21 protein-coding genes are annotated in these 22770 nt (G+C 54.8%); 11 read left to right on the forward strand and 10 right to left on the reverse strand.

Features of this window, described 5'->3' with window-relative positions; translation table 11 throughout:
* The first annotated feature begins 135 nt into the window (after positions 1-135).
* From ppk1 to mgtE, 5 genes are all read left to right on the forward strand, one after another.
* A complete protein-coding gene (gene ppk1 / locus ACYAC5_RS14270) occupies positions 136-2196 on the forward strand; it encodes a polyphosphate kinase 1 (protein WP_101763506.1) in 2061 nt (686 codons plus the stop codon).
* A gap of 5 nt (positions 2197-2201) precedes the next feature.
* Positions 2202-3728, forward strand: coding sequence for an exopolyphosphatase (ppx, locus tag ACYAC5_RS14275; protein WP_101763505.1), 1527 nt, complete (start codon positions 2202-2204; stop codon positions 3726-3728).
* Between the two features lie 21 nt (positions 3729-3749).
* Positions 3750-4355 carry a tellurite resistance methyltransferase TehB gene (tehB, locus tag ACYAC5_RS14280; protein WP_462062982.1) on the forward strand — a complete coding sequence of 202 codons (606 nt, stop codon included), beginning with the start codon at positions 3750-3752 and terminating at the stop codon, positions 4353-4355.
* A gap of 153 nt (positions 4356-4508) precedes the next feature.
* Entirely contained in the window at positions 4509-4694 is a 186-nt protein-coding gene (locus tag ACYAC5_RS14285; protein WP_110866478.1) for a YfgG family protein, read from the forward strand.
* Positions 4695-4815: 121 nt separating this feature from the next.
* Positions 4816-6249, forward strand: coding sequence for a magnesium transporter (gene mgtE / locus ACYAC5_RS14290; protein WP_192411395.1), 1434 nt, complete (start codon positions 4816-4818; stop codon positions 6247-6249).
* On the opposite strand, the gene ACYAC5_RS14295 is transcribed toward mgtE, so the two are convergent.
* On the reverse strand, positions 6246-6746 hold the full coding sequence (locus ACYAC5_RS14295) for a helix-turn-helix transcriptional regulator (protein WP_192411394.1): 501 nt from the start codon (positions 6744-6746) through the stop codon (positions 6246-6248). The two genes, mgtE and ACYAC5_RS14295, sit on opposite strands and share 4 nt — an antisense overlap.
* 487 nt (positions 6747-7233) lie before the next feature.
* On the opposite strand from ACYAC5_RS14295, the gene ACYAC5_RS14300 reads away from it, so the two are divergent.
* Positions 7234-7413, forward strand: a complete 180-nt coding sequence (locus ACYAC5_RS14300; RefSeq protein WP_101763499.1) for a DUF2158 domain-containing protein — start codon at positions 7234-7236, stop codon at positions 7411-7413.
* Between the two features lie 27 nt (positions 7414-7440).
* On the opposite strand, the gene ACYAC5_RS14305 is transcribed toward ACYAC5_RS14300, so the two are convergent.
* Entirely contained in the window at positions 7441-8217 is a 777-nt protein-coding gene (locus ACYAC5_RS14305; protein WP_008108318.1) for a DUF3750 domain-containing protein, read from the reverse strand.
* Between ACYAC5_RS14305 and ACYAC5_RS14310 the strand changes: the two genes are divergently transcribed.
* On the forward strand, positions 8174-8311 hold the full coding sequence (locus ACYAC5_RS14310; RefSeq protein WP_462063007.1) for a hypothetical protein: 138 nt from the start codon (positions 8174-8176) through the stop codon (positions 8309-8311). The genes ACYAC5_RS14305 and ACYAC5_RS14310 overlap by 44 nt on opposite strands.
* Before the next feature lie 75 nt (positions 8312-8386).
* On the opposite strand, the gene guaA is transcribed toward ACYAC5_RS14310, so the two are convergent.
* Positions 8387-9967 (reverse strand): glutamine-hydrolyzing GMP synthase, encoded by a 1581-nt coding sequence (gene guaA / locus ACYAC5_RS14315; protein WP_101763498.1) that lies wholly within the window; start codon positions 9965-9967, stop codon positions 8387-8389.
* Between the two features lie 72 nt (positions 9968-10039).
* Complete coding sequence (guaB, locus tag ACYAC5_RS14320) at positions 10040-11506, reverse strand: IMP dehydrogenase (RefSeq protein ID WP_101763497.1); 1467 nt, start codon at positions 11504-11506, stop codon at positions 10040-10042.
* 169 nt (positions 11507-11675) lie between these two features.
* Between guaB and xseA the strand changes: the two genes are divergently transcribed.
* From xseA to ACYAC5_RS14340, 4 genes are all read left to right on the forward strand, one after another.
* On the forward strand, positions 11676-13049 hold the full coding sequence (gene xseA, locus ACYAC5_RS14325) for an exodeoxyribonuclease VII large subunit (protein ID WP_101763496.1): 1374 nt from the start codon (positions 11676-11678) through the stop codon (positions 13047-13049).
* A gap of 49 nt (positions 13050-13098) precedes the next feature.
* Positions 13099-14124, forward strand: coding sequence for a M4 family metallopeptidase (locus ACYAC5_RS14330; protein WP_192233017.1), 1026 nt, complete (start codon positions 13099-13101; stop codon positions 14122-14124).
* A complete protein-coding gene (locus ACYAC5_RS14335) occupies positions 14109-14435 on the forward strand; it encodes a protealysin inhibitor emfourin (protein ID WP_192411393.1) in 327 nt (108 codons plus the stop codon). The genes ACYAC5_RS14330 and ACYAC5_RS14335 overlap by 16 nt, the downstream gene beginning before the upstream one ends.
* A gap of 103 nt (positions 14436-14538) precedes the next feature.
* Entirely contained in the window at positions 14539-14721 is a 183-nt protein-coding gene (locus tag ACYAC5_RS14340; protein ID WP_045814915.1) for a con-10 family general stress protein, read from the forward strand.
* 86 nt (positions 14722-14807) lie between these two features.
* Here the strand turns inward: ACYAC5_RS14340 and ACYAC5_RS14345 are convergent, their stop codons facing one another.
* The 6 genes from ACYAC5_RS14345 to hisS form a co-directional block, all read right to left on the reverse strand.
* Entirely contained in the window at positions 14808-17246 is a 2439-nt protein-coding gene (locus ACYAC5_RS14345) for a glucose/quinate/shikimate family membrane-bound PQQ-dependent dehydrogenase (RefSeq protein WP_192411392.1), read from the reverse strand.
* Between the two features lie 327 nt (positions 17247-17573).
* Entirely contained in the window at positions 17574-17801 is a 228-nt protein-coding gene (locus ACYAC5_RS14350) for a zinc ribbon domain-containing protein (protein WP_101763492.1), read from the reverse strand.
* Between the two features lie 93 nt (positions 17802-17894).
* Positions 17895-19385 carry a ribosome biogenesis GTPase Der gene (gene der / locus ACYAC5_RS14355; protein ID WP_101763491.1) on the reverse strand — a complete coding sequence of 497 codons (1491 nt, stop codon included), beginning with the start codon at positions 19383-19385 and terminating at the stop codon, positions 17895-17897.
* 178 nt (positions 19386-19563) lie between these two features.
* The gene (bamB, locus tag ACYAC5_RS14360) at positions 19564-20745 is read right to left on the reverse strand and encodes an outer membrane protein assembly factor BamB (protein WP_110866466.1); all 1182 of its coding nucleotides are present in this window, start codon (positions 20743-20745) and stop codon (positions 19564-19566) included.
* A gap of 19 nt (positions 20746-20764) precedes the next feature.
* On the reverse strand, positions 20765-21382 hold the full coding sequence (locus ACYAC5_RS14365; RefSeq protein WP_101763489.1) for a YfgM family protein: 618 nt from the start codon (positions 21380-21382) through the stop codon (positions 20765-20767).
* A gap of 39 nt (positions 21383-21421) precedes the next feature.
* On the reverse strand, positions 21422-22696 hold the full coding sequence (hisS, locus tag ACYAC5_RS14370) for a histidine--tRNA ligase (RefSeq protein ID WP_192233011.1): 1275 nt from the start codon (positions 22694-22696) through the stop codon (positions 21422-21424).
* Positions 22697-22770: the final 74 nt, after the last annotated feature.

Raw genomic sequence — 22770 nt, forward strand, 5'->3', positions numbered from 1 at the left:
GATTGATAAGACAACCTTTGACGTTGGACAAGCCTGCCATACTCTCGCCATAATGGTGACGGACACTGAGCGGTAACGCATTTTTGCGTCTTTTCCGCCGGACATTCCGTCCAGCATCAGCATCTCGGAGTCAGAATGGGTCAGGATAAGCTGTATATAGAAAAAGAATTAAGCTGGTTAAGCTTCAATGAACGTGTGTTACAGGAAGCCTCGGATAAAAGTAATCCGCTGATTGAACGCATGCGCTTCCTCGGGATTTACTCCAATAACCTCGAAGAGTTCTATAAAGTGCGCTTTGCCGATCTCAAGCGGCGAATTCTGATCAGCGAAGAGCAAGGCAAACCGACCTCTTTGCGGCATCTGTTAAAGAAAATTCAGCTGCGGGTGCAGAAATCGGATCAGGAGTTTGATGCGCTCTACAACGATCTGCTGCTGGAAATGGCGCGTAATCAGATCTTCCTGATTAACGAACGTCAACTGTCACCGAATCAGCAAGAGTGGCTGCGCTACTACTTCAAACATCAATTACGCCAGCACGTTACGCCGATTCTGATTAACCATGACACCGATCTGATCGAATTCCTGAAAGACGATTACACCTATCTGGCGGTGGAGATCATTCGCGGCGACGATATTCGTTATGCGCTGCTGGAGATCCCGTCTGATAAAGTGCCGCGCTTTATAAACTTGCCGGCTGAGTCGCCACGTCGGCGCAAGCCAATGATTCTGCTGGATAACATCCTGCGCTATTGCCTCGATGAAATTTTCAAAGGCTTCTTCGATTACGATACGCTGAACGCCTATTCGATGAAGATGACGCGCGACGCCGAATACGATCTGGTTACAGAGATGGAATCGAGCCTGCTGGAGCTGATGTCGTCGAGCCTGAAGCAGCGTCTCAATGCCGAGCCGGTCCGTTTCGTTTATCAGCGCGATATGCCGGATGCGATGGTGGAAATGCTGCGCCATAAGCTGTCGATTTCGAACTACGATTCGATTGTGCCCGGCGGCCGCTACCATAACTTCAAAGATTTCATCGGCTTCCCGAACGTTGGTAAAAGCAATCTGGAAAACCGTCCGCTGCCGCAGATTCGCCACATCGGCTTTGACGGCTTCCGCAACGGTTTCGACGCCATCCGCAATCGCGATGTGCTGCTCTACTATCCGTATCACACCTTTGAGCATGTGCTGGAACTGCTGCGTCAGGCCTCGTTCGACCCGAACGTGCTGGCAATTAAGATCAATATTTACCGCGTAGCGAAAAACTCGCGCATCATGGATGCGATGATTCACGCCGCCTATAACGGTAAGAAAGTCACGGTGGTGGTGGAACTGCAGGCGCGCTTCGATGAAGAGGCCAACATCCGCTGGGCGAAACGCCTGACCGAAGCGGGCGTGCATGTGATCTTCTCCGCGCCGGGTCTGAAAATTCACGCCAAGCTGTTCCTGATTTCGCGCCGTGAAGGCGAAGAAGTGGTGCGTTATGCGCATATCGGTACCGGGAACTTCAACGAAAAAACCGCGCGCATTTATACTGACTATTCATTGCTGACCGCCGATGCGCGCATCACCAATGAAGTGCGTCGCGTGTTCAACTTCATTGAGAATCCGTATCGTCCGGTCACCTTCGAGCATTTGCTGGTGTCACCGCAGAACTCGCGTGACGTGCTGTATAAGTTCATTGATGCCGAGATCGCCAACGCGCAGCAAGGCAATCCTGCTGGCATTACGTTGAAGATCAACAACCTGGTGGATAATGGTTTAGTTGATCGACTTTACGCCGCCTCGTCGGCAGGCGTGAAAGTGAATCTGCTGGTGCGCGGCATGTGTTCGCTGATTCCTGATTTACCGGGCATCAGTGAAAATATTCGCATTACCAGCATCGTTGACCGCTATCTCGAACACGACCGCGTCTATATTTTTGAGAACGGCGGCGAGAAAAAGGTGTTCCTCTCTTCCGCGGACTGGATGACGCGTAACATAGACCACCGCATTGAAGTAGCCGTGGCGATTCTTGATCCCCGCGTGAAGCAGCGCATATTGGACATCATCGCCATTCTGTTTAGTGATACGGTGAAAGCCCGCATCGTCGATAAAGAGCTGAGTAATCGTTATGTGCCGCGCGGCAACCGTAAAAAGGTGCGTTCGCAGCTGGCCATTTATGACTACATCAAGAAACTGGAACAACCCGAATAACGCCTATGCCAATCTCACATAAAAGTACGCCGAAACCTCAGGAATTCGCGGCAATCGACCTCGGCTCGAACAGCTTCCATATGGTCATTGCCCGCGTGGTGGATGGCGCTTTGCAAGTGCTGGGACGCCTGAAACAGCGCGTGCATCTGGCCGATGGGCTGGATGCGCACAATCGCCTGAGCGAAGAAGCGATTGAGCGCGGGCTGAGCTGTCTGGCGTTGTTCGCCGAACGTTTGCAGGGCTTCAGTTCCGCCAACGTGACGATCGTCGGCACGCACACGCTGCGTATCGCCAGCAATGCGGAAGAGTTTCTGCAGCGCGCGGCCGAGGTGATTCCCTATCCGATCGAAGTGATCTCCGGCAACGAAGAAGCGCGTCTGATTTTTATGGGCGTGGAGCACACGCAGCCGGAAAAAGGCCGCAAGCTGGTGATCGATATCGGCGGCGGCTCCACCGAACTGGTGATTGGGGAAGACTTTGAGCCGCAGCTGGTAGAGAGCCGCCGCATGGGCTGCGTCAGCTTCGCCAATCTCTTCTTCCCCAAAGGCGAAATCACGCCAGAAAACTTCCGCCGTGCGCGCCTCTCCGCTGCGCAAAAGCTGGAAACCATGGCGTGGCAATATCGTCTGCACGGCTGGCAATATGCGCTGGGCGCGTCGGGTTCCATTAAAGCGGCCTGCGAAGTGCTGCTGGCGATGGGCGAAAAAGAGAAGCTGATTACGCCAGAAACGCTGGAATTGCTGACCAGCGAAGTGCTGAAGCATAAGTCGTTTAATGCGCTGAGCCTGCCGGGCTTGTCGGAAGAGCGTAAGGCGGTATTTGTACCGGGCTTAGCAATTTTGTGTGGCGTGTTTGATGCGTTAGCGATTCGCGAGCTGCGTCTCTCTGACGGCGCACTGCGTGAAGGCGTGTTGTATGAGATGGAGGGCCGTTTCCGTCATCAGGACATTCGCAGCCGCACCGCGCAAAGTCTGGCAAATCACTATGCGATTGATAGCGATCAGGCGCGTCGCGTGCTGGAAACCACCGAGAAGCTCTATTTGCAGTGGCAGGAGCAGAATCCCAAGCAAGCCAATCCACAACTGTCGGCGCTGCTGAAATGGGCTGCGCTGCTGCATGAAGTGGGATTGACCATCAATCACAGCGGTATGCAGCGCCATTCGGCTTACATCCTGCAGAACTCCAACATGCCGGGCTTTAATCAGGATCAACAGATGCTGTTGGCCACGCTGGTACGTTATCACCGCAAAGCGGTGAAGCAGGATGAGATGCCGCGTTTCACCTTGTTTAAAAAGAAACAGTTTCTGCCGATGGTATTCCTGCTGCGTCTTGGCACGCTGCTGAATAATCAGCGCCAGGCGACCACCAAACCGGATTCGCTCAAGCTCAGCACCGACGACGGCCACTGGACGCTGACCTTCCCTGCCGGCTTCCTGAGCCAGAATACGTTGGTGCAGCTGGATCTGGAGCGCGAGCAAGCTTACTGGAATGATGTCACCGGCTGGAAACTAATGCTGGAAGAAGAGGAGTAATGCGGGCAGCTGGCCCGCAATCTGGTTATGACTACACGCCCCGATAACTATTACGCTGAAAAATACGGTCTCACGTCGACCCATTCTGAAGTGCTGGCGGCCCTGCCTCATCTTGAAGTAGGGAAAGCACTGGATTTGGGCTGCGGCCAGGGCCGCAATAGTCTGTTTCTCAATCAGCATGGCTTTGACGTGACGGCCTGGGACAGCAATCCCGCCAGTCTGGAGCGCCTGAACAGCATCATTGCGGAAGAGAATCTACAGAACATTCACACCGAGCTGTGCGATCTCAATAGCGTGCGCTTCAACGGCGACTATCAGTTTGTGCTGTCGACCGTGGTGATGATGTTCCTGCAGCCGGCAACCATTCCGCAGCTGATTGCCGATATGCAGGCCAGCACGCGTAAATATGGCTACAACCTGATTGTGGCGGCGATGGATACCGATGATTATCCCAATACGCAAAACTTCCCGTTTGCGTTTAAATCCGGTGAACTCAGCCACTATTACCGCAACTGGCATATTGTGAAGTACAACGAAGAGGTCGGTGAACTGCATCGTCGTGATGAAAACGGTAACCGCATTAAAACCCGTTTCGCCACGCTGCTGGCGCAGAAAGCCAGTTACTGAATTAACGGCCGCTTTGTGCGGCCATTCGATTGTCTGATGTCGATCAGTGCGCTGAACCTTTTTCGCTCATTTTTCACACAGCGATTGCTTTAGCGATCTAAGTGTGACTAAATATTGCCTCCGCCCATCGGGCAATTACAGGAACCACCCCGCGTGAACAGCGCTATCTCTGCACGAAGACGTCCCAAAACTGGCACCATGACCCGCATTGTTTTACTGGTCAGCTTCTTAATTTTGTTTGGCCGCCTGCTTTTCATCATTCCCGGTGCCATCGAGCATCATCAGCAAAAGAAAGCCATCCCTGAACCGGTCACGCTGAGCACCAGTGATTCGCGCTAAATAATTTGCGGGTCGGCTGTCGCTGCTAAACATTGTCCTTTGAGACAATGCTGCTTTTTACGTCCTGTTACCCGCAACGCGCTACACTGTGAGCTGACTTTACAGACACAAGGAACGCGTTATGTCTGCTTCGCATTCACAAAAATTAGCTGAAACCCGTCATCACATTCTCAACCTGCTGCTCAACGAGCACGATCTGGTTGATGTTCTGCTGGATAAATCCGTCGATCTGAATGCCGCCGAACTGCGTGATATCACCGACTGGCGTCATGAATTAGAGCGTGAGCTGCAGCAATTGCACGCCGCGGATTTGGCCGACATCCTCGAAGCCTTGCCGGAAGAAGAGCGTCAGGCGCTGTGGCGTTTAGTGCCGACGGCGCAGCGCGGTCACGTCCTGGTTGAGGCTTCAGAAACCGTTTGGGCCAGCCTGACGGAAGAAATGTCTGATCGCGATATTCTGCACGCCATCGAGCCGCTGGATATCGACGATCAGGTATATCTGGCGCGCTACCTGCCGCGCGATTTAACCGGACGACTGCTCACCACCCTCGAACCTAGCCTGCGCGCGCGACTGATGAGCGTGATCGAGCTGGATCGCGATCGCGTCGGGCAGATCATGGATTTCAATATCCTGACGGTGCGCTCTGACGTGACCTTAGCCACGGTGCAGCGCTATCTGCGTAAAGGCAAAAAAATGCCTAACGGCACCGATAAGATCTTTATCACCGACGAACAAAATCAACTGGTAGGTGAGTTAACGCTCACTGATATTCTGCTCAACAAACCGAAGATGCTGGTCGCAGAAGTGATGAATTCGCATCCCACCACGTTTCAGCTCAACGATAAAGCGGAAGACGCCGCCAGCGCGTTTGAACGTTATAACCTGATCTCCGCTGCGGTCACCGATGCTCAAGGCAAACTGATTGGCCGTATCACCATTGAAGACGTGGTCGATTTGGTGAACGAAGAGAACGAAAGCAACATCCGTAAAATGGGGGGTATCAGCCAGGGCGAAGACGTGTTTGCGCCGGTGCGCAAAGCGGTGGGTAAACGCTGGGCCTGGCTGGCGGTTAACCTGTGTACCGCATTTGTCGCTTCGCGCGTGATTGGCCTGTTTGAAGCCACCATATCGCAGCTGGTTGCGCTGGCGGCGCTGATGCCAATCGTCGCCGGCATCGGCGGCAACACCGGCAATCAAACCATTACCATGATTGTGCGTGCGCTGGCGCTGCATCAGGTTGAACCGGGTAACTTCTCGTTCCTGATCATGCGTGAACTCGGCGTGGCATTGATTAACGGCCTGTTCTGGGGCGGCATTATGGGCGGCGTCACCTGGCTGATGTACGACAACCTGCAACTCGGCGGCGTGATGATGCTGGCGATGGTGCTGAACCTGCTGCTGGCCGCGCTGATGGGCGTGCTGATTCCGTTAATCATGACCAAAATGAAACGCGATCCCGCCGTTGGCTCTAGCGTGCTGATCACCGCGATCACCGATACCGGCGGATTCTTTATCTTCCTTGGTCTGGCGACGATATTTTTGCTGCATCATTAAGGCTTTAAACAGTGTGCGTAACGTTGCAGCATCTGCTGTAAATTGAGTTGCAACGTTGCGCGCGCCAGTTCACTCAGTGCTGGATTGACCCGCGTTGAACCACGCTGATTTAACCACTCCAGCACATCGATTAAATGCCATATGGCTGTTTTTCCATCATGAATCGGACGCGGAAACTGCGGGCTATGGCTGAGCATCAGCTTGCGCATGTTCTGCCGCGAAACTCCTATCAACTCTGCGATATCCGTCAGCCCGACTAAATCTGGCGCGGCTTCAATCAGTTCCGCATCTGGCAATGCCTGAAAAACATCCTCCAACGCGCTGCGCACCGCGTCCTGTGCAGTGCTGGCTTCGCGGCAGAACGTCATGCTTAATTTTCCCGCCACCCCCGCGCCAATTAACGCATCAGTGCAGCCTTGCGAACCGAGCCGTTCGATCACTTCATCGATGTCGATCTCATCATTGAGCTGAAAACGCAGCGTAAACTCAAATTCCATGTTTCACTCCTCGTCACTTAACCCGCTGAGGGTTTTCACTGCAGTTGTCCACCACGCGCCGTAACAGTTTGGCATGGGTTTCAGGATTTTTTGGCGTACTCCAGATGCAGGTAATGCAGTAATCCCCACATCGACACTCTGTCGAATTATCTGGGCAGTACATCTTGCCCCACGCATGGTGACCGCCAACTGCAATCTTCCAACCTCTCGCTTCTGCATATCGCAAAGCTCCTTCGACCGCTTTATGCGGATGCCGCTTCCTCTATGACATCGCTGGCTACCTTATGCTCACCGCAATAAGTTGTCAACTGACAACCGCGAAGTGTTTCGGTACTATTTCAGCGGCGAATGCTGCAGAAAATAACCAGAACGGTCTCAACGCGCTTTGATTCAGTTTTGTGCTGGAAGACAGCGCACAAAATCAAGCGCACAGCGCCTGAAGTGCATATAGACTCTGTTGTTATCACTGACCTGAAGGAGAAGAAGCATGTTTAACGTGGATGATTTTGTGCAGTCTAAGACCGGTGGCCCAAAGATGCAGGTGCTGCGCGTGGAAGGCGATATGCTGTGGTGCGCTCGCGTTGACGATCACATCAAGCGTGAAATTGAAGTCAGAGCCGATAGCGTGAATCTGTATCACGAAGACGGCGATTTCGGCGTCTGTTAAAAAAATGGCCCCAAATCGGGGCCATTTTTAGGGATTGTCTCGCTGCACATTATTCTGACCGATGCCGCCGATAAACGGCAGACGCAGCCTGAATGGTGTGAAATCCAGCCCCATGTTTAATCCCAGCAGATTCACTTCCAGCCCCTCTTCCGCTCCAACCGTCACACCCAACACACCCAGCAGGGAAAGCTGCACGCCGCGACCTGACGGCGGTAAACCTACCGGATTAAGCAGCGAGCGATAATCTTTGCCGAGCGCGTTAGCCGGTAGATCCAACTTCAACGCCGGAACCTCGCGGCCAATATGTGCCATAAAAGTATTGCTGTTGGGTCCCGGCCAGGCGTGATACGTGGTCGGCCAGGGATAGGATTTAATGGCCGCTTCGATCTGCGGAATCATCGCTTCTGCGCTACTGCCGCGATGGTCAACCAGCAGACGCGGCTTCGCACCGTACCAGTAACCATCAGGAAGATTGCTATTACGACGCACTTTATCGCCGCTGCCCCAGCTAATCACTTCGTAACGGTTATAGCGGGTTTCACCGGCGCGTTTGAAGATAATCCACGGATGTACCGCCACCGCGCCCTTCCAGCCATAAGTCGGCGCAGCATAAACCTGCACGATAGCTTCTGCCGCATAACGCTGCGGATCCGGTGCGATACCGGCCGAATCGCGCCTTGCGGATGCCCAGCCACCGCGTTCAGAGGTGAGCTCACCGCTTCGCGTTGCCTGCGCCAAGCTCGCGCCTAAGGAAAGCAAGATGATGCAAAGAAAAGAGATCAGTACGGCTTTAAAAGGCAACATCGACGGCATCCTGATGAGTAAAAATCAACCGCTATCTTGCATCGAAACGGTGGGATTTGTATTCACGAACTATGCGATACATTTAGCCGAATGATTTGCCATCAGAAGGTTTGAAAAAAAAGCCCGCAATTAAGCGGGCTTCGTTTTTACGCAGTGATCAAAGCAGGATTTATTCCCACTCAATCGTCGCAGGTGGTTTACCTGAAATATCATAAACCACGCGGGAAATGCCGTTAACTTCGTTGATGATGCGGTTAGAGACGCGGCCGAGGAAATCGTACGGCAGGTGCGCCCAGTGCGCTGTCATGAAGTCGATGGTTTCCACCGCACGCAGTGAAACTACCCAATCATATTTACGACCATCGCCCATCACGCCAACAGAACGTACTGGCAGGAACACGGTGAACGCCTGGCTGACTTTGTTGTACAGGTCAGCTTTATGCAGCTCTTCGATGAAGATGGCGTCTGCACGGCGCAGCAGGTCGCAGTACTCTTTCTTCACTTCGCCCAGCACGCGCACGCCCAAACCTGGACCTGGGAACGGATGACGATACAGCATGTCGTACGGCAGGCCGAGTTCCAGACCGATTTTACGCACTTCGTCTTTGAACAGCTCTTTCAGCGGCTCAACCAGGCCCATCTTCATCTCTTTCGGCAAACCGCCCACGTTGTGGTGCGATTTGATCACGTGCGCTTTACCGGTGGCAGAAGCCGCCGATTCGATCACGTCAGGATAGATGGTGCCTTGTGCCAGCCACTTCACGTCTTCCAGACGCAGCGCCTGCTCGTCAAACACCTCTACGAATACGCGGCCGATGATTTTACGTTTGGCTTCGGGATCGTTCTCGCCCGCCAGCGCATCAAGGAAGCGCGCTTCTGCCGCAACGTGCACGATGTTCAGACCGAAGTGGTCACCGAACATTTCCAGCACCTGCTCAGCTTCATTCAGACGCAGCAGGCCGTTATCCACGAACACGCAGGTCAGACGCTCGCCGATGGCGCGATGCAGCAGCATCGCGGTCACAGAAGAGTCCACGCCGCCAGACAGACCGAGAATCACTTTGTCATCGCCAACCTGCTGACGAATACGCTCAACCGCATCTTCGATGATTTTGGCTGGTGTCCACAGCGCTTCACAGCCGCAGATGTCACGAATGAAACGCTCAAGCATGCGCAGGCCCTGACGCGTGTGCGTCACTTCCGGGTGGAACTGCACGCCGTAGAATTTCTTCTCTTCGTTAGCCATGATGGCAAACGGACAGGTTTCGGTGCTGGCAACGGTTTCGAAACCGGCTGGGATGGCGGTGACTTTGTCGCCGTGGCTCATCCAAACGTCCAGCAGCGGTTTACCTGCTGCGCTAATCGCATCTTCGATGTCACGCACCAGCGCGCTCTGAGTCAGCACTTCAACCTGCGCATAACCAAATTCGCGCTCGTTAGAGCCCTCAACCTTGCCGCCCAACTGCATCGCCATGGTCTGCATGCCGTAGCAGACGCCCAACACTGGCACACCCGCGTTAAACACGTATTCCGGCGCACGCGGGCTGTTCAGCTCGGTGGTGCTCTCCGGACCGCCAGAGAGAATGATGCCGTTCGGGTTAAACTGGCGAATTTGCTCTTCGGTGACATCCCACGCCCAGAGTTCGCAGTAGACACCCAGCTCGCGCACGCGGCGCGCAACCAGCTGCGTATACTGAGAACCAAAATCGAGGATCAAAATGCGATGTTTATGAATATTTTCAGTCGTCATTGAGGCGTTTCCATTGGGATGGACTTAATAATAAAAGCGCCCGGCGGGTGCCGGGCGCTAAATTTTACGGGATTATGAACCCATGCGGTAGTTTGGTGACTCTTTGGTGATGGTCACGTCATGCACGTGGCTTTCATTGATGCCCGCGCCGCTGATACGCACAAACTCCGCTTTGGTGCGCAGATCGTCAATGGTCTGGCAACCCGTCAGGCCCATGCAAGAGCGCAAGCCGCCCATTTGCTGGTGCACGATCTCTTTCAGGCGGCCTTTGTAGGCAACGCGGCCTTCGATACCTTCCGGTACCAGTTTGTCAGCGGCGTTATCGCTCTGGAAGTAACGATCTGAAGAGCCTTTGGACATCGCGCCCAGTGAACCCATACCGCGATAAGACTTGAACGAACGGCCTTGATACAGCTCGATTTCGCCCGGAGACTCTTCGGTACCAGCCAGCATAGAACCGACCATGACGGCCGCTGCGCCTGCTGCAATCGCTTTAGCGATGTCGCCAGAGAAGCGGATGCCGCCATCAGCGATAACCGGAATGCCGGTGCCTTCCAGCGCGGCAACCGCATCAGAAACCGCGGTGATCTGTGGCACGCCAACACCAGTGACGATACGCGTGGTACAGATTGAGCCAGGACCGATCCCCACTTTCACCGCGCTCACGCCGGCCTGCGCCAACGCCAATGCGCCTGCGCCGGTGGCAACGTTGCCGCCGATGATTTCCAGGTTCGGATATTTTGCACGGGTTTCACGAATACGCTGCAGCACGCCTTCAGAGTGACCGTGTGATGAGTCAATTAGCAGCACGTCAACACCGGCAGCAACCAGCGCATCAACGCGCTCTTCATTGCCCGCACCGGCACCAACCGCAGCGCCTACGCGCAGACGGCCTTCCGCATCTTTACACGCGTTAGGTTTACGTTCGGCTTTTTGGAAGTCTTTAACGGTGATCATGCCCAGCAGGTGGAAGCTGTCATCAACAACCAGCGCTTTCTCAACACGTTTTTCATGCATTTTGTGCAGCACAACTTCGCGTGCTTCACCCTCTTTCACCGTTACCAGGCGCTCTTTAGGGGTCATCACTGCGGAAACTGGTAAGGTCAGGTCGGTAACAAAACGCACGTCACGGCCCGTGATGATGCCCACCAGCTCGTTGTCGGTGTTCACGACCGGGTAGCCGGCGAAGCCGTTACGTTCGGTCAGCTCTTTCACCGCCGCCAGCGCGGTAGTTGGCAGCACGGTTTGTGGATCGGTAACGACGCCGCTTTCGTGTTTTTTCACCTTACGAACTTCATCCGCCTGGCGCTCAATTGACATGTTTTTGTGAATAAAGCCCAAACCACCTTCCTGCGCCAGCGCAATTGCCAGACCGGCTTCGGTCACGGTGTCCATTGCAGCGGAGAGCATGGGGATGTTCAGACGGATGTTTTTCGTCAGCTGAGTGCTGAGATCAGCGGTGTTCGGTAAGACAGTGGAGTGAGCGGGAACGAGCAGAACGTCGTCAAATGTGAGGGCTTCTTTAGCGATTCTTAACATTGCAATATCTCCACCTGGGGGCGATTAAAACAGATAAAATATTGCCGCGGCATTATACAGGCCGAAACCGATTGCCTCCAGTGTTTTTTCAGAAAATGTCTTGATCCTCAGGGCAAGCAATGTAGTATCAGTTGATTAACCCTCTGATTTAAAATTTGATCTACATCACATGTCGCTACCGCCAACCGCCAATATTTTTACCGTCAGCCGCCTGAACACCACGGTGCGCCAACTGCTGGAAAATGAGATGGGCCTGGTGTGGCTCAGCGCTGAAATTTCAAATTTCACTCAGCCCTCTTCCGGTCATTGGTACTTCACGTTGAAGGATGATGGCGCACAAGTGCGCTGCGCGATGTTCCGCAACAGCAATCGTCGCGTCACCTTCCGTCCGCAACATGGCCAGCAAGTGTTAGTGCGCGCCAGCATCACGCTGTATGAGCCGCGCGGCGATTATCAGCTGATTATCGAAAGCATGCATCCGGCCGGTGAAGGCTTGCTGCAGCAGCAATTCGAGCAGCTGAAAGCGCGTTTAGCCGCGGAAGGCTTATTCGATCAACAGTTCAAACAGCCGCTGCCGGATCCGGCGCGTCAGGTGGGCGTGATTACCTCCGCCACCGGCGCGGCGCTGCACGACGTGCTGCGCGTGCTGCATCGACGCGATCCTTCACTGCCGGTGATTATCTATCCCACCGCGGTGCAAGGTGTGGATGCGCCGGCTGGCATTGTGCGTGCCATTGAGCTGGCTAACCAGCGCGATGAGTGTGATGTGCTGATTGTCGGTCGTGGCGGCGGTTCGCTGGAAGATTTGTGGAGCTTCAATGACGAGCGCGTGGCGCGGGCGATTTTTGCCAGCCGCCTGCCGATTGTCAGCGCCGTTGGGCATGAAACCGATGTCACTATCGCTGACTTCGTAGCGGATTTACGTGCGCCGACGCCGTCTGCTGCGGCAGAACTGGTGAGCCGTAATCAGCTTGAACTGTTGCGTCGTTTGCAGTCGCAGCAGCAGCGCATGGAGATGGCGATGGATTTCTATCTGGCTCAGCAGCAGCGTCGCTTCACGCGCATTCAGCACCGCTTGCAGCAGCAGCATCCACAGCTGCGTCTGGCACGCCAGCAAACCGCGCTCTTACAGCTGCAGCGCCGTCTCGGTGAAGCAATGGACCAGCGCATGCGTGTGGCCAATCGTCAGCAGGATCGCCTGCTGCAACGCCTTAACGCCCAGCAGCCGCAGGGACGTATTCTGCGCGCTCAGCAGCAGCTCCAGCAATGGCACTATCGCTTACAGCAGGGCATGGAGAAGCAGCTCAATCACAATCGTCAGCGCTTTGGCACGCTGGCGGCACAGCTGGAAGGCGTGAGCCCGCTGGCGACGCTGGCGCGTGGCTTCAGCGTAACCACCGACACCCAAGGTCAGGTGGTGAAGAAAACCCAACAGCTGAGCAAAGGCGACTTGCTGCGCACCCGGCTGGACGATGGCTGGGTGGAAAGCCAGGTTACCGCACTCGAACCGCAGAAATCCCGGAGCCGCAAAGCGCGTTCATAGCGGGAAAACTATACTTCTGGCATGTACCTAAACGGCCAGGAGTTTTTTTATGTCTTACAGCGTTATTCCTCCCTACATTCTGCGCAATATCATTGATAACTGCTCCGGCGCGCAACAAGACTACGCGCGCCGCACCCTCACCCACGTCCAGCACTTGATGGGCGAACATAACGCTAAACCAGCAAGCACCGCCACCGCTCAGCCAGGCACGGTGCTGCGTGCTATCTATGACGCCGAAGGAACGCAAAATCTGCCCGGCACGTTGGTGCGCGAAGAAGGCCAGCCGGGAAATGGTGATGTTGCAGCCGAAGAAGCCTGGAACTATCTCGGCATTACCTACGATTTCTTCTGGCAAATCTACCAACGCAACTCGCTGGACAATAAAGGCCTCAAGCTCGATGGCACCGTGCATTACGGCAAGGAGTATCAGAACGCCTTCTGGAACGGGCAGCAGATGGTGTTTGGTGACGGTGACGGCGAGATTTTCAATCGCTTCACTATCGCGCTGGATGTGGTGGCGCACGAGCTGACGCACGGCGTGACAGAAACCGAAGCGGGATTGATCTATTTCCAGCAGGCAGGCGCGCTGAATGAATCGATGTCTGACGTGTTTGGTTCGCTGGTGAAGCAATTTCACCTCAAGCAGAGCGCCGATCAGGCCGACTGGATTATCGGCGAAGGTTTACTGGCGCAGGGCATCAACGGGCGCGGATTGCGCTCGATGTCGTCACCGGGAACGGCTTACGATGATCCGGTGCTGGGTAAAGATCCGCAACCGGCCGATATGGCGCACTACATCGAAACGCGTGACGACAACGGCGGCGTGCACCTCAATTCCGGCATTCCCAATCGCGCCTTTTACCTCGCCGCTAAAGCGCTGGGCGGCTTTGCGTGGGAACAGGCCGGTCAAGCCTGGTACGACACGCTGTGCGACAAAACGCTGCCGCAGGATGCCGATTTCAGCACCTTTGCGCGCTTTACCGTGCAGCACGCCAATCAACGATTCAACAGCTCAGTGGCGGAAAAGATTCAATCCGCCTGGCAGCAGGTAGGCGTAACATGGACATCCAACTGACCGATGACGCAATCATCGAGCTGGCGCGGGAAGGCGGAATCGCTTTTATCCCTAAACTGCGCGGCGAACGGCGCTTTGCGCTGGGGGAACTGCCGGAACCGCAAAAGCAGCGCGTCTGCGAAGTACTGGAACAGGCAATGCCGTTGGGGGAAACGGAAGATCAGGCGGCAAATGTCGGTCGTGGCGATCAGCGCTACTACCGCATTCAAATCACCTATGCTACCCATCGCGAAGCGGGAAGTTTCGTGATTTTAATTCCCGAACAACTGGCGCCCCCCGAGCTGCAATCGCTGTGGCGAGACGGTGAATAGGTTATCGGAGATCTCTCAAGGCAGAGCGTAACTGATTGACTATACTCATTATGTGGCTAGCTAGTCCACGTCGAAGAAAACACCCTTAGATGAGGTCTCTGCTATGACACAAAAAAAGCAACGAGGTGGTGCCGGGAACTTTGCAGAGGACCCGGAGCGCGCCAGGGAAGCCGGTAGCGCTGGCGGCAAAGTCAGTGGGGGTAATTTCAGAAACGATCCTGAAAGAGCCAGGGAAGCTGGAAGAAAAGGAGGTCAAAAAAGCCGTCGCCCTTCTAAGCAGCAGTAATTAAGGTGCCTTAAAGGAAGAGATGTGCCACGGAGGGTTATAAAAAAAGGCCGACATCATGATGTCGGCCTTTCTCTTTTTTTAACTTACTTGCTGTCTGGCAGCGCGTAAGCAATCACGTAATCACCACGGTCTGGCGACTGACGTGCACCGCCTGCGGAGATCAGGATGTACTGTTTGCCGGTTTTCGGCGAAACGTAGCTGATTGGACCGCCCTGGCTGCCGACCGGCAGACGTGCTTTCCACACTTCTTTACCGGTTGAGCTATCGAAAGCGCGCAGATAGTAATCCTGCGTACCCGCGATGAACACCAGGCCACCCTGCGTTGCCAGCGTGCCGCCTAAGGTCGGCATACCAATTGGCATTTTCGCGCGCATTTTGATACCAAACGGACCGGTATCTTCTACCGTACCCACTGGCACCTGCCACACGATCTGACGGGTTTTCATGTCAATCGCTGACAGCGTACCGAACGGCGGAGCCTGGCACGGAATGCCCAGCGGCGACATGAAGCGGTTTTTGTTCACCGCGTACGGTGTGCCTTTCAGCGGAACCGCACCCATACCGGTGTTGATAGCTTCACCACCGTTGCTGGCCGCCGTTTTGCTGGTGTCTTGTGGGATCATCTGTACCCACAGGCCCAGACGCATGTCGTTAACGAACATGTACTGGTTGTTCGGGTCAAACGAGATACCGCCCCAGTTCATACCGCCCAGTGAACCTGGGAAGCTGAGGGATTTATCGGTATCCGGCACGGTGAACAGACCATCGTAACGCATGCCTTTAAAGGCAATACGGCACGCCAGCTGATCAAACGGTGTTGCACCCCACATATCCGACTCCGTCATTTTCTGGTTGCCGATATTTGGCATTTCCACAGAGTGCGGCTGAGTTTTGGTGTACTGCTCGTTCGGGATGTGACCCTGCGGCATCGGCAGCTCTTCAACTTTGGTCAAAGGCTTGCCGGTCAGGCGATCCAGCACCCAGATCATGCCGGTTTTCGCGCCGATAACGACGGCTGGCTTGTTGGTGCCATCCTTCATCGGGAAGTCGACCAGGCTCGGCTGCATTGGCAGGTCGAAGTCCCACAGATCGTTATGCACGGTCTGATAAACCCACTTCTGCTTACCGGTGGTGGCATCCAACGCCAGGATTGATGCGCCGTAAGTGTGATCCAGTTTGGTACGGTTCGCACCCCACAGATCCACTGACGAGCTACCCATCGGCAGGAACACGGTGTTCATTGCCGGATCGTAAGACATTGGCGCCCACGAGTTTGGCGTACTGCGGGTGTAATTTTTACCCGGCATCAGCACCGCATTGGGGTCGTCGTTGCCTGGGTCAAACGCCCAACGCATCTGACCGGTGATGACGTCAAAACCACGCAGCACGCCGCCAGGCATGTCGGTCTGTACGTTATCGGCGACACGACCACCCACAACAACAGTGGTGCCGGCCATCGCTGGCGGTGACGTCAGCTGATATTGCGGATCTGGCGCACTGCCCAGACCGGTTTTCAGGTCAACCACACCGTGCGTACCGAAGGTGTCGCACAGCTCACCGTTGTCGGCGTTGATAGCAATCAGACGCGCATCAATGGTGTTCATCAGAATACGACGCTGACAGGTGTCGCCAGCAGGCAGCACAGCGGCAGTAACCGGCGTTGAACCCGGCTCGGTTGGCTGCTGCAGCGGTTTAGTCGCATCGAAATAGGCTAAGCCACGGCAGCGGTTCCACACTTCTGCCTGCGCGTTGATTTCGCGTTTCCAGATTTCCTTACCGCTGTCTGCGGCAACCGCAATCACATTGTTATGCGGGGTGCACAGGAACAGCGTGTTGCCCACCTGCAGCGGGGTTTGCTGATCTTCCGCACCGTTACCGGTTGGGCTGATTGGCGTATCGCCAGTGTGGAAAGTCCAGGCGACCTGCAGGTCTTTCACGTTGTCGCGGGTAATCTGATCGATGGCAGCGAAGCGGTCGCCACCCGGCGTACGGCCGTAGCTGCTCCAGTCTTGCTGAGGTTTTGATTTATCGACCGGAATCAGCGGCAGCTGTTTACCGTCAAATGCCACGGTAGGATGCGGCTGGAACATCTGCACGAAAGTCGCCACCATGCCCACCACGATCACCGCAGACAGCACATAAGAGACTTTTGCCAGGGAGCTTTTGCCTTCGCTTTTACGCAGGGCTGGCCAGGTGAGGAATGCAAACAGCATCAAGCCGGCCGGCACCATCAAGCGCGAGACCAGCGGCCAGAAATGCAGGCCTGCATCAAACAGTGACCAAATCAGCGTGCCAGCAAACACCAGAATAAACAGGGTGACGGCGGATGATTTGCGACGGAAGAACTGAATGGCCGCCAGCAACATAACGATACCGGCGATGAGGAAGTACCAGCTGCCGCCCAGCGCGACCAGCTTGCCGCCGCCGATTGCGAAGAACAAGCCGATTGCCAGCAAGACCAGGCCAAACAGTACGGACCAGATGCTCAGCCCTTTGCCGGGACGAGCGGAATTTTCTGCCATAACAAAAACTCTCCTGAAAAAATAAAGCGCTGGCGCCGATAAATCTGTGGCAGCCGATGACAAGGCCCCAGCCGCAGCGGGAGACAGGAACTATTCCGTTACGCTTTATTTTATATCTATTGATACGGGTGCAATGCCCGTGATTCGGCGCTTGTGAGCGAGGACACAACGTAGGTGAGAGTGATTCTCGCGACAAGGCGGCAGGATTGTACCACCTGGTACAATAAAAAGTGAATATCCATAACGCGGCAGTCACTGGTTAATAGCATTTTTGCTACAAATCCAGGCGTAACTGGTTAATAACTCTAGGCGTGGAATCCGGAGTTTTTAATCTGCGATGAAGGCAGGCGTAAATTCGACGCGCTTTTTCGAGATTAGACCGTCGCCGTGCTGACAAAAGTAGTCGACAGCGCCACAGGCTTTCAGCACTTGTAACGGCTGATGGCAATCCGGGCATAAGGCGATACGATCGAAATGACGTTCACAATTGGGGCAGTCAAAACCGGTTTCACTGAGAGTGAGTGGTTGCTGACAGGTTGGGCAGGAAAAGTTCATCCATTGTCCTCTGCGCTTTGGATGGCGGTCGCCATAAATGGCGCCACCACAAGTTACAGGTGAAAAAAAGGGCCCTGCTGGGCCCTTCTCATCTTAACGCTTGTTCTTCTTCAGATGCGACATCAGACGCTGACGTTTACGCTGCTGCGTTGGCGTCAACAGGTTGCGTTTGCCCGCGTATGGGTTATCGCCTTCTTTGAACTGAATGCGAATCGGCGTACCCATAACGTTGAGTGAACGACGGAAGTAGTTCATCAGGTAACGCTTATAGGAATCAGCCAGATCTTTCACCTGGTTGCCGTGAATCACCACAATTGGCGGGTTATAACCACCGGCGTGCGCATACTTCAGCTTCACGCGGCGACCCCGCACCAACGGCGGTTGGTGATCGTCGGCGGCCATGGTCATGATGCGCGTCAGCATTGCGGTGCCCACACGTTTGGTAGAGCAGTCGTACGCTTCGGTCACCGATTCGAACAGGTTGCCGACGCCGCTGCCGTGCAGGGCGGAAATAAAGTGGATGCGCGCAAAATCGATAAAGCCCAGGCGGAAGTCCAACATCTCTTTGACTTCATCTCTGGCTTCCTGCGTCATGCCATCCCACTTATTGACCACGATCACCAGTGAGCGCCCACTGTTCAGGATAAAGCCGAGCAGCGAGAGATCCTGATCGGAGATTCCGGCACGCGCATCAATCACCAGCATTACCACGTTAGCATCTTCGATAGCTTGCAACGTTTTGATAACTGAGAATTTTTCGACGGTTTCGGTGATTTTACCGCGCTTACGTACGCCAGCGGTATCAATCAGGACATACTCACGTCCGTCACGTTCCATCGGAATATAGATGCTGTCGCGCGTGGTGCCCGGCATGTCGAAGACCACGACACGGTCTTCGCCAAGAATGCGGTTAGTTAGCGTTGACTTACCCACGTTCGGGCGGCCAACGATAGCGAGTTTGATCGGCAGTGTGGTTGGGTCGAAATCTTCTTCTTCCTCTTCCTCCAGCGCCTTCTCACTCTCTTCTTCTAAATCGGCCCAATAGGCGGCGTTCTCTTCTTCTTCAGTGAGCTCGACTTCTGGAACGATTTCTTCCATCCACGGCAACAGTGCGGTTTCCAGCAGGCTGTTAACGCCGCGGCCATGCGAAGCTGCAATGGCGTGAATCTCGCCTAAGCCCAGCGCATAGAAATCGAGCACCGCCGCTTCCGGGTCGATACCGTCAGTTTTGTTGGCGACAACAAAGGTGGCTTTCTCACGGGCACGCAGATGATTGGCGATTTGCTGATCCGCCGGCATCACGCCCGCGCGCGCATCCACCATAAACAGCACCACATCGGCTTCTTCAATCGCCAGCAGCGACTGCTCCGCCATGCGGTTTTCTACGCCCTCTTCGGTGCCATCAATACCGCCGGTATCAATAACAATGAATTCGCGCCCTTCCACTTCGGCGCGACCATATTTGCGATCGCGAGTCAGTCCAGGAAAATCCGCCACCAGCGCATCACGTGTGCGTGTTAAACGGTTAAATAGCGTAGATTTTCCCACATTGGGACGCCCAACCAGCGCGACCACAGGTACCATAACACTTGCCTCAGTTTTTAAAATAATTCGCCCGAATGGCGTGATTATAACGACATTTGACGCCAGGCGTCAGGCTGAAGGCGCAAAGAATACCATGCCTGACTAAAAACGAAACGGCCCCTGACGAATCAGGAGCCGTGTAAGCGAGCGGGAAACGGGTTCCCGCAGAGCCAAATCCTTAACGGGTGATGGCGTAAACTTCTCCGCCTTTCGCCTGGATCAGCAGCTTGTCACCGGCAACAACCGGTTCAGTCTGGAAGCCATCGCTGTCCAGTTTCTGCTGCGCCACGAAGCGGCCGTCAAGGGTGTTAATCCAGTGCAGATAACCTTCGCTATCACCGACAACCAGATAACCGTTGAACAGCACCGGCGAGGTCAGATTACGATGCAGCAGATCGCTTTGACGCCAGATGGCTACACCACCGTCAGCATTCAGGGCAATCACGCGGTCATCCTGATCGACCAGATAGATACGACCCGCATCCACCACCATGTCTTTCACGCCGCCAATCTCACGTTTCCACAGCACCTGACCAGAACGCAGTTCCAGCGCGGTGAGGTTACCGTTATACGCCAGCGCATAAACCACACCGTTTACCACGACTGGCGTAGTATCGACGTCGCTCAGGCGATCGATTTCCGTGGCGCCGCTTGGCTGCGAAATACGCTGCTGCCAAATAAGCTGACCTTGATTGACGATGACTGCGCTCACGCGGCCGTTATCGCCACCCACAATTGCGCCACCAAAGGCCACGGTCGGGGCTGATTCACCGCGCAGTGACAGCGCAGGCATATCAAGGTTAACAGTCCATTTGATCACGCCAGTGCTCTGATCAAGGCCTTGCAACATACCGTTGCTGGTGTGAACCAGCACTAAACCGTCGCTCACCACCGGACGCGACAGCGCTTCACCGGCGACCTTGGTCTGCCAGGCAATGCCACCATCGCTGGTATTCAACGCAAATACCTGACCACGTTCGCTACCGATGTAGATGCGATCGCCGCTGGCGGTGACGCCGCCAGAGAGCAGTGCCGAGATGTTTTTCGAGAAGAAGCCGGTTTTCTCAGAGAGATCGACTTTCCATTTCTCTTTACCATTGCTGGCATCAAGCGCTTTAACCACACCAAAACGATCCGCAGCATACACGGTACCGTCCAGCCAGGCTGGATGCAGATTGGAATAGAAATCACCAACGCCATCGCCAACCGAGGTGCTCCACGCGGTCTGCGGCGTAAACTGGTTTTCCACTTTAGGCAGCGGGGCCATTTTCACTACATCTTCTTCGCCGCTGAACAGCGAGCAACCGCTGAGCAGAGTGACTGAAATCAGCCCTGGCAGCAGGTATTTACGTAATTCCATGTGCGCTCTCTTGACTGGCTTAACTTAAGTTATTCATCTTCATCTGCAGCATTTGCTTCAGCGCAGGAGAGGCCTGCGATTCAGCACCTTTGCTCCAGGCATCACGCGCGCCCTGCTTATCGCCTTTGCTCAGCAGTGCTTCGCCACGAATGTCCGCCACAATGGCTGTCCAGCCATCACCTTTAACATTGTTAAGGGTAGAAAGTGCGGCATCGGCCTGACTTTGCTGCAACTGAATGCGAGCCAGACGCAGGTTAATCACCGCCTGCAGGTTGGCATCTTTGGTATCTTTCAGCCCACTCTGTAACAGAGTGATAGCTTTATCGAGCTGATTGGTTTCAACATACTGCTTAGCCAGATCCAACGAAGCCAACGCACCATAGGTGTTGTTGTTTTCGCTGGCGAAAGTGGCGACCGCTTCCAGCGAATCAGGCTTGTCCGCCTGCATCGCGCTGGTCAGTTGTTGATATTCTGCTGATGCCGCTTTATCGGTGCCTTCCTGATGACTGGACCAGAAACGCCAGCCACCCAGCGCAGCGATACCGATGATTACGCCAACGGCCAGGAATTTGCCATTGTTGGCAAAGAACTGACGCAGCGCGTCAACTTGTTCGTTTTCGTTGCTGTAAACTTCCACGCAATCCCTCTCTTTAAAATGGCTGTTGCAGTGCTGCGCTTACTGCAGCAGCGTGCGCAACGTCGCAGCGGCGTCGCTCTGAGCCAGCGTCTGTTGATCGCCGGTACGCAGGTCTTTCACCACAACCTGGCCCGCTTTCACTTCATCTTCGCCCAGCACCAGCGCAATGCGTGCGCCCCACTTGTCTGCACGGGCAAACTGCTTCTTGAAGTTACCGCCACCAAAGTTGGTCATCATCTTCAGTGCCGGATCAGCATCACGCAGTTTTTCCGCCAGTTGCATCGCGGCGGACTGAACGCCCTGCCCCGAAGCGATAACATAGACATCAACAATGCGCGTCGGTTCAAATTCTGGATTAACTGCTTGCACCAGCAACACCAGACGCTCCATACCCATGGCAAAACCAACCGCTGGCGTGGCACGTCCACCCAGCTGTTCAACTAAACCATCGTAACGTCCGCCGCCGCACACGGTGCCCTGCGAACCGAGGCTGCTGGTCACCCATTCAAACACGGTACGGTTATAGTAATCGAGGCCGCGCACCAGGCGCTGGTTAATGCGATAGTTAATGCCCGCGTCGTCCAGCAAGGCGCACAGGCCGCTGAAGTGCTCGCGTGACTCCTCATCAAGGAATTCGCCTAGCGTTGGCGCATCGTTTAACAGTTTCTGGATGTCAGGATTTTTGCTGTCGAGCACGCGCAGTGGATTGGTGTACATGCGGCGTTTGCAATCTTCGTCGAGTACGTCCTGATGTTGCTCCAGGAATGCCACCAGCGCGCTGCGATAGTTGGCACGCGCGTCCAGCGAACCGATAGAGTTCAGCTCCAGCTCAACGTGCTCGGCAATACCTAACGCTTTCCACCAGCGTGCGGTCATCATGATCAGCTCAGCATCTACGTCCGGGCCTTGCAGGCCGAAGACTTCGACACCCATCTGGTGGAACTGGCGATAACGACCTTTCTGCGGGCGCTCGTAGCGGAACATCGGGCCGGTGTACCAAAGACGCTGTTCTTGATTGTACAGCAGACCGTGCTCGATACCGGCGCGCACGCAACCTGCAGTGCCTTCCGGACGCAGCGTCAGGCTTTCGCCGTTTCGGTCTTCAAAGGTGTACATCTCTTTCTCAACCACGTCGGTGACTTCACCGATCGCGCGGCTGAACAACGGGGTGTGCTCAACGATTGGCAGACGGATTTCACTGTAACCATAACTGGCCAGCACCTGCTTAAGGGTGCCTTCAATACGCTGCCAAATCGCGGTATCCGCCGGCAGGTAATCGTTCATCCCGCGAATCGCTTGAATATTCTTCGCCACGTTAGAATCTCTTAAGACAAAAAAACCTGAGCGGCATCATACCTTATGAGGATGAAACCGCACAGGTTCAATCA

The sequence above is a fragment of the Pantoea sp. y20 genome (genome assembly GCF_054903455.1).

What these genes read in the sequence shown, in the direction of transcription:
- ppk1 (WP_101763506.1), top strand. Translation starts at nt 136, where the DNA reads ATGGGTCAGGATAAGCTGTATATAGAAAAAGAATTAAGCTGGTTAAGC.
- ppx (WP_101763505.1), top strand. Translation starts at nt 2,202, where the DNA reads ATGCCAATCTCACATAAAAGTACGCCGAAACCTCAGGAATTCGCGGCA.
- mgtE (WP_192411395.1), top strand. Translation starts at nt 4,816, where the DNA reads ATGTCTGCTTCGCATTCACAAAAATTAGCTGAAACCCGTCATCACATT.
- ACYAC5_RS14295 (WP_192411394.1), bottom strand. Translation starts at nt 6,746, where the DNA reads ATGGAATTTGAGTTTACGCTGCGTTTTCAGCTCAATGATGAGATCGAC.
- ACYAC5_RS14300 (WP_101763499.1), top strand. Translation starts at nt 7,234, where the DNA reads ATGTTTAACGTGGATGATTTTGTGCAGTCTAAGACCGGTGGCCCAAAG.
- ACYAC5_RS14310 (WP_462063007.1), top strand. Translation starts at nt 8,174, where the DNA reads ATGATGCAAAGAAAAGAGATCAGTACGGCTTTAAAAGGCAACATCGAC.
- ACYAC5_RS14305 (WP_008108318.1), bottom strand. Translation starts at nt 8,217, where the DNA reads ATGTTGCCTTTTAAAGCCGTACTGATCTCTTTTCTTTGCATCATCTTG.
- guaA (WP_101763498.1), bottom strand. Translation starts at nt 9,967, where the DNA reads ATGACGACTGAAAATATTCATAAACATCGCATTTTGATCCTCGATTTT.
- guaB (WP_101763497.1), bottom strand. Translation starts at nt 11,506, where the DNA reads ATGTTAAGAATCGCTAAAGAAGCCCTCACATTTGACGACGTTCTGCTC.
- xseA (WP_101763496.1), top strand. Translation starts at nt 11,676, where the DNA reads ATGTCGCTACCGCCAACCGCCAATATTTTTACCGTCAGCCGCCTGAAC.
- ACYAC5_RS14330 (WP_192233017.1), top strand. Translation starts at nt 13,099, where the DNA reads ATGTCTTACAGCGTTATTCCTCCCTACATTCTGCGCAATATCATTGAT.
- ACYAC5_RS14335 (WP_192411393.1), top strand. Translation starts at nt 14,109, where the DNA reads ATGGACATCCAACTGACCGATGACGCAATCATCGAGCTGGCGCGGGAA.
- ACYAC5_RS14340 (WP_045814915.1), top strand. Translation starts at nt 14,539, where the DNA reads ATGACACAAAAAAAGCAACGAGGTGGTGCCGGGAACTTTGCAGAGGAC.
- ACYAC5_RS14345 (WP_192411392.1), bottom strand. Translation starts at nt 17,246, where the DNA reads ATGGCAGAAAATTCCGCTCGTCCCGGCAAAGGGCTGAGCATCTGGTCC.
- ACYAC5_RS14350 (WP_101763492.1), bottom strand. Translation starts at nt 17,801, where the DNA reads ATGAACTTTTCCTGCCCAACCTGTCAGCAACCACTCACTCTCAGTGAA.
- der (WP_101763491.1), bottom strand. Translation starts at nt 19,385, where the DNA reads ATGGTACCTGTGGTCGCGCTGGTTGGGCGTCCCAATGTGGGAAAATCT.
- bamB (WP_110866466.1), bottom strand. Translation starts at nt 20,745, where the DNA reads ATGGAATTACGTAAATACCTGCTGCCAGGGCTGATTTCAGTCACTCTG.